The organism is Streptomyces cahuitamycinicus (genome assembly GCF_002891435.1).
GTDB lineage: Bacteria > Actinomycetota > Actinomycetes > Streptomycetales > Streptomycetaceae > Streptomyces > Streptomyces cahuitamycinicus.
The window spans coordinates 1-5,720 of the sequence record NZ_POUC01000473.1 but is presented as its reverse complement, the minus strand read 5'-3'; the positions used below and the strand labels follow the sequence as shown (position 1 = coordinate 5,720).

Sequence of the window (5,720 nt, the reverse complement as noted above, 5' to 3'; positions counted from 1 at the left end):
CGCCCGGACGAGGCCGCCGCCCTCGCCGCCCTGTCCCGGCCCTTCGTGCGCTCGGGCGCGCTGCGCGAACGCCCCGTCTCCCTCTACGCCGCCCACGCGGCCGACTTCCTGGTCCTGGAGGCCCCTGACGGCACGCTCGACGGCTGCGTGGGTCTGCGCTCGTACCCCGCGGACGGGCGGGAGGCCGGCGAATTCGCGGGCGTGGTCTACAACTTCTGTGTGGCAGCACACCGGCAGGGGAGCGGAGCGGGAGCCGGGCTGTTACGCGCGGCGCTCGTCACGGCGCGCGCCCGGTCGCTCGGCGCCCTGTTCACGGCGACCACCGGGAGTGCCGGACTGTTCCTGCGTCACGGCTTCACGCCCACGACCGCGCACCGTGCACCACGGACCTGGGCGCAGTCCCTGGACCCGCGGCGCGACGCACGCGTCCTGATCAGGACCTGGTGACGGCGTCGGGCACCACGGTGGTGCCCGGGCTGGTCTCGGCGAGGACACTGCGCAGCACCGCGTGCGGCACGCGCCCGTCCACCACGTGCGCCTTGCGCACCCCGCCGCGGACGGCCCGCAGACAGCCCTCCATCTTCGGCAGCATCCCGCTCGCCAGCCCGGGCAGCAGTCCGTCCAGCGCGCGGGCCGTCAGACGCCCGATGACCTCGGTACTGCGCGGCCAGTCCGCGTACAGCCCCTCGACGTCGGTGAGCATCACCAGCCGCTCCGCGTCGAGGGCGACGGCGAGGGCCGCGGCCGCGAGATCGGCGTTCACGTTGTAGACCTGCCCGTCGGCGCCGCGGGCCACGGGGGAGACGACGGGGATGCGGTCCTGCTCCAGCAGCGCGCGCACCATGGCCGGGTTGACGTCCACGACGTCGCCGACGAGGCCGATGTCCACCGCCCGGCCGTCGACCCGGGCCGGCCGCCGCACGGCCGTCATCGTGTGCGCGTCCTCCCCGGTCAGACCCACCGCGAACGGACCGTGGGCGTTGATGTGCCCGACCAGCTCCCGCTGGACGCGCCCCGTCAGCACCATGCGCACCACGTCCATGGTCTCGGGCGTGGTCACCCGCAGCCCGGCCTCGAAGCGGGTCTCCAGCCCGAGCCGGTCGAGCATCGCGCTGATCTGAGGCCCACCGCCGTGCACGACGACCGGCCGCAGGCCCGCGTGCCACAACTCCACGATGTCCTGCGCGAAGGTGAGTTGGAGCTTCGCGTCGACCATGGCGTTGCCGCCGAACTTGACGACGACCACACTGCCCCGCAGTTCCTCGGGCCAGGGAACTGCCTGAACGGACGGATCCCCTGCTCGGGCGGCAGTCACGGTCACGCGGTCTCTCCGATTCGTGGCGGGCCGGGCCGGGCCGGCGACGCTGCTCTCGACGGAGAGGCCGGCACAGCGTCGACGGCGACTGCAGCCGACGGTTTCTTAGGTTAGCCTAAGCTTAATCTCTTGGCAGGAAAATGCCCGCGCGCCCGCTCGACGGCGACCGGCCCGCGGAGGAACCGCCGTCCCCGCACTGGACCGCGACGGCCGAATCTCGACGAGACGGCCGCTGCTGCGCCATACCCCGGGGCCGGACCTCATCTCATGAGAACCGCTGCCGCCGGACCGATCAGCCTGCCACTGCCAGACGTACCAACGGCAGTGGTACATACGGGAGTCGTCCCAAGACCCTCCACTCGTTGCATCGCTCCCGGTGCCGCACAGTGGATGTCGCGCCCCATCGACGTCCTGGTGAGGCGGATGCCGTTGGTGATGAGCGCCGGCCGCCGCGCTCCTCCGACGGCGTGCACCCCCATCGACCGAGAGAGGGGTCATGTCCCCTGAGCACCCCACGACAGCTGTTTCGCCCCCCGAGGGAACTCCCGGGCAGCCTCCCGAGGAGTCCGCGCCCGTGCCGTCCCGGCGTACGTTCATCGCGACCACCGCCGCCGGTGGTGCTGTCGTCGCGGGCGGTCTGGTGGCGGGGCCGTCCGTGTTCGGCGCCGAGCCCGCGGACGCCGCCGGGGCGCCGCCCGACAGTCGCGTCTCCTTGACCGTCAACGGCGAACGGCACACCGTCACGGTCGACAACCGGACCTCGCTGCTGGACCTGCTGCGCGAGCACCTGGACCTGACCGGTTCGAAGAAGGGCTGCAACGCCGGTGCCTGCGGCGCCTGCACCGTCCTGGTCGACGGCCGCCGGGTCAACTCCTGCCTGACCCTGGCGATCCGACTGGAGGGAGCCGAGGTCACCACCATCGAGGGCCTGGCCGAAGGGGACCGACTGCACCCCTTGCAGCAGGCGTTCATCGACCACGACGCCTTCCAGTGCGGCTACTGCACCGCAGGCCAGATCATGTCCGGCGTCGGCTGCATCGACGAGGGACGCACCGGCTCACCCGAGGAGATCCGGGAGTTCATGAGCGGCAACGTCTGCCGCTGCGGCTGCTACGTGAACATCGTGCGCGCGGTCGAGCAGACCGCCCGCGGGAAATGAGGCCCGGCCCACCATGCATCCCTTCTCCTACACCAGGGCCGCCGGCACGCGGCAAGCCCTCGACGCGGGCCGCGCCGGCGGACGCTACATCGCCGGGGGCACCACACTGGTCGACCTCATGCGCGAAACCGTCGAACGCCCCCGCACCCTGGTCGACATCAGCGCCCTGCCGCTGCGCGAGATCACGGTCACCCGGCGCGGGGGCCTGCGCATCGGTGCGCTGGTACGCATGTCCGAGGCCGTCGCCCACCGGGGGGTGCGTGCCCTGTACCCGGTGATCTCCCAGGCGCTGGAGCTGAGCGCGTCGGCACAGCTGCGCAACATGGCGACCATCGGCGGCAACATCATGCAGCGCACCCGCTGCGCGTACTTCCGCGACGTGAGCGCCGCCTGCAACAAGCGTGAGCCGGGCTCGGGTTGTGCGGCCCTGCACGGCGTCAACCGCACCCACGCGATCCTCGGCACCTCCGACGCCTGCGTGGCCACCCACCCCTCCGACGTCGCCGTGGCCTTCACCGCCCTGGAAGCGACGGTCCACCTGCTGGGCCCGGACGGAGAGCGAACCGTGCCCTTCACCGACTTCCTGCTCAGGCCGGGCAACACACCGGACCGCGAACATGCTTTGCGCAAAGGCGAGTTGATTGCCGCAGTGGAGCTTCCGGCCCTTCCCCGCCCGCTGAAGTCGGGCTACCTGAAGGTGCGCGACCGGCAGTCCTACGAGTTCGCGCTCACCTCGGCGGCGGTGGCCCTGCACATCAGCGGCGGGGTGATCCGCGAGGCGAGGGTGGCCGCCGGAGGCGTGGGCACCGTGCCCTGGAAACTGCCCGCCGTCGAGCGGCAGCTCATCGGGCAGCGGCCGTCCCACGCCCTGTGGACCAGGGCCGCCCAGCGGGCGGCGGACGGGGCCCGGCCCCTCCAGCACAACCGTTTCAAGGTCGAGTTGCTCAAACGGACCGTCGAGCGCCAACTGCGCGTCGTAGGAGGTGGCAAATGAGCCGGCAGCCACAGGCAGCCGTCGGAGCGCCGCTGTCCCGGGTGGACGGGCGGCTGAAGGTCACCGGCCGGGCGATGTATGCCGCCGACCACGACATCGACGGCGTCGCCCACGCCGTCGTCGTCAGCAGCGCCATCGGCCGTGGCCGCATCACCGCCATCGACACGCGCGCCGCCGAAGCCCAGCGCGGTGTCCTGAAGGTGATCACCCACCGCAACGCGCCGAAACTGGCGTACCGCGACAATCCCGCCAGCGGCCGTTTCCCGGGGCGGCAGCTACGCGTCTTCCAGGACGACGCCGTCCAGTTCTTCGGCCAGCCGGTCGCCGTGGTGGTGGCCACCACGCTGGAGGTCGCACAGCACGCCGCCGACCTGGTCGAGGTCTCCTACGACGCCGAGAGGTCCGCGACCGACCTGACCCGCAGCCCGGCCCAGGCCGGACCCGCGCCCTTCGCGCTGCCCTACGCACGGGGCGACGCCGAGCAGGCGCTGGCTTCGGCGGATGTCCGCAAGGAGCTGACCTTCCGGACCGCGCGCAACCACCACAACCCCATGGAGACGCACGCCACCATCGCCCGCTGGGACGGCGACCGGCTCACCCTGTGGGACAAGACCCAGTGGGTGATCGGCACGCAGACCGAGGTCGCGGCCGTGTTCGGCATACCGACGGAGAACGTACGCGTCCTCTCGCCGTTCGTCGGCGGCGCGTTCGGCAGCGCCCTGCGCGCCTGGCCGCACGTCGCCGTCGCGGCGCTCGCCGCTCGCGAGGTGGGCCGTCCGGTGAAACTCGTGCTGACCCGCAGGCAGATGTACTTCACGGTCGGCTACCGGCCCGCCTACGAGTACAAGCTGACCCTGGGCAGCACCCGGCGCGGGCGGCTGACCGCGATGGTCCACGAGATGAAGTACGAGACCTCCCGCTACGAGCAGTTCTGGGAGGCCAACAAGGCACTCGGGCAGATGCTCTACGCCGTACCGAACGTCAGCCAGAACGTGCAGATCGTGCCGCTCGACGTCAGCACCCCGCTGTGGATGCGCGGCCCCGGCTACAGCAACGCCGCCTTCGCCATCGAGTCCGCGATGGACGAACTCGCCCACGAACTGGACATCGACCCGATCGAGTTGCGCCTGCGCAACGAGCCGCACGAAGATCTGTCGAACGGGCACCCCTTCTCCACCCGGCGGCTGACCGAGTGCTTCCGCGTCGGTGCCCGCGAGTTCGGCTGGAACCGGCGCAACCCCAGGCCGCGCTCCACGCGTGACGGCGACTGGCTCCTCGGAACCGGCGTGGCCACCGGCTGCTACGACGTCTTCCGGGGACGGGCCGAGGCCCACGCCCGGCTCGACGCCGACGGCACCGCGGTGGTCCAGTCCGCGACCCACGACCACGGCGCCGGCACGTACACCTCCATGACCCAGGTCGCCGCCGACGCCCTCGGCCTGGCGGTACGCCGGGTGACGTTCCGGCTCGGCGACTCGGCCATGCCGCCGGCCCCGGGGCAGGGCGCCTCGCAGACCATGGCCAGCGTGGGATCCGCCGTCCAGGACACCTGCGACAAGCTGCGGCAGCAGGCCGTCACCCTCGCGGTCGAGGACGAACGCTCACCCCTGCACGGCGTCGCCCCCGACGACGTCGTGGTCCGCGGCGGCCGACTGCACGTGAAGGGCAACACCTCGCGCGGGGAGACCTACCGGCAGCTCCTGGCCCGCAACGACCTCACCCACCTGGAGGCCCGCGGATCCTACGCCCCGGAGCCGGAGGCGCAGAGGCGGTACTCGATGTACGGCTACGCCGCGATGTTCGCCGAGGTGGCGGTCGACGCCGAACTCGGTCTTGTCCGGGTGCGGCGGATGCTCGGCGTGTACGACGCGGGGCGCATCATCAGCCCCAAGCTCGCCGACAGCCAGGCCATCGGCGCCATGGTGGGCGGCATCGGCCAGGCCCTGCTGGAGCACACGGTCACCGACCACCGCGACGGCCGGATCGTCAACGCCGACCTCGCCGACTACCTGGTCCCCGTCAACGCCGACATCCCCGCCCTGAAGGCCGTCTACCTCGACGGGGAGGACTACAGAGCCGACCCCATCGGCGTCAAGGGCCTCGGGGAACTGGTGCAGATCGGCGTGGCGTCCGCCATCGCCAACGCGGTCTTCCACGCCACCGGGCGACGGGTCCGCGAGTTGCCCATCACCGCTGAAGCCCTGCTCTGAACCCCGGACGGCCGGTCCCCCTCCCCCCGGGAAGCCCGCAGC

Annotated in this window: 5 protein-coding genes; 4 read left to right on the top strand and 1 reads right to left on the bottom strand. The window is 71.9% G+C overall.

The features are described from left to right. Positions 1-447: GNAT family N-acetyltransferase (locus tag C1J00_RS37020; protein ID WP_102913305.1), on the top strand; the 447-nt coding region annotated here is incomplete at its 5' end. Here C1J00_RS37020 and argB read toward each other — a convergent pair. After that, positions 434-1,315 (bottom strand): acetylglutamate kinase, encoded by an 882-nt coding sequence (argB, locus tag C1J00_RS37015; protein WP_439333467.1) that lies wholly within the window; start codon positions 1,313-1,315, stop codon positions 434-436. The genes C1J00_RS37020 and argB overlap by 14 nt on opposite strands. Before the next feature lie 496 nt (positions 1,316-1,811). Here argB and C1J00_RS37010 point away from each other — a divergent pair, with 496 nt between their 5' ends. The 3 genes from C1J00_RS37010 to C1J00_RS37000 are packed head-to-tail and all read left to right on the top strand — an operon-like array spanning position 1,812 to position 5,678. Then, entirely contained in the window at positions 1,812-2,474 is a 663-nt protein-coding gene (locus C1J00_RS37010; protein WP_102913303.1) for a (2Fe-2S)-binding protein, read from the top strand. A 13-nt stretch (positions 2,475-2,487) separates the two neighbouring features. Next, positions 2,488-3,468, top strand: coding sequence for an FAD binding domain-containing protein (locus C1J00_RS37005; protein ID WP_102913302.1), 981 nt, complete (start codon positions 2,488-2,490; stop codon positions 3,466-3,468). After that, positions 3,465-5,678 carry a xanthine dehydrogenase family protein molybdopterin-binding subunit gene (locus C1J00_RS37000; protein WP_102913301.1) on the top strand — a complete coding sequence of 738 codons (2,214 nt, stop codon included), beginning with the start codon at positions 3,465-3,467 and terminating at the stop codon, positions 5,676-5,678. Before C1J00_RS37005 ends, C1J00_RS37000 begins: the two co-directional genes overlap by 4 nt. Positions 5,679-5,720: the final 42 nt, after the last annotated feature.

Excerpts from the sequence above, each read along its gene's own strand:
- C1J00_RS37010 (WP_102913303.1), top strand. The coding sequence starts at position 1,812 with ATGTCCCCTGAGCACCCCACGACAGCTGTTTCGCCCCCCGAGGGAACT.
- C1J00_RS37005 (WP_102913302.1), top strand. The coding sequence starts at position 2,488 with ATGCATCCCTTCTCCTACACCAGGGCCGCCGGCACGCGGCAAGCCCTC.
- C1J00_RS37000 (WP_102913301.1), top strand. The coding sequence starts at position 3,465 with ATGAGCCGGCAGCCACAGGCAGCCGTCGGAGCGCCGCTGTCCCGGGTG.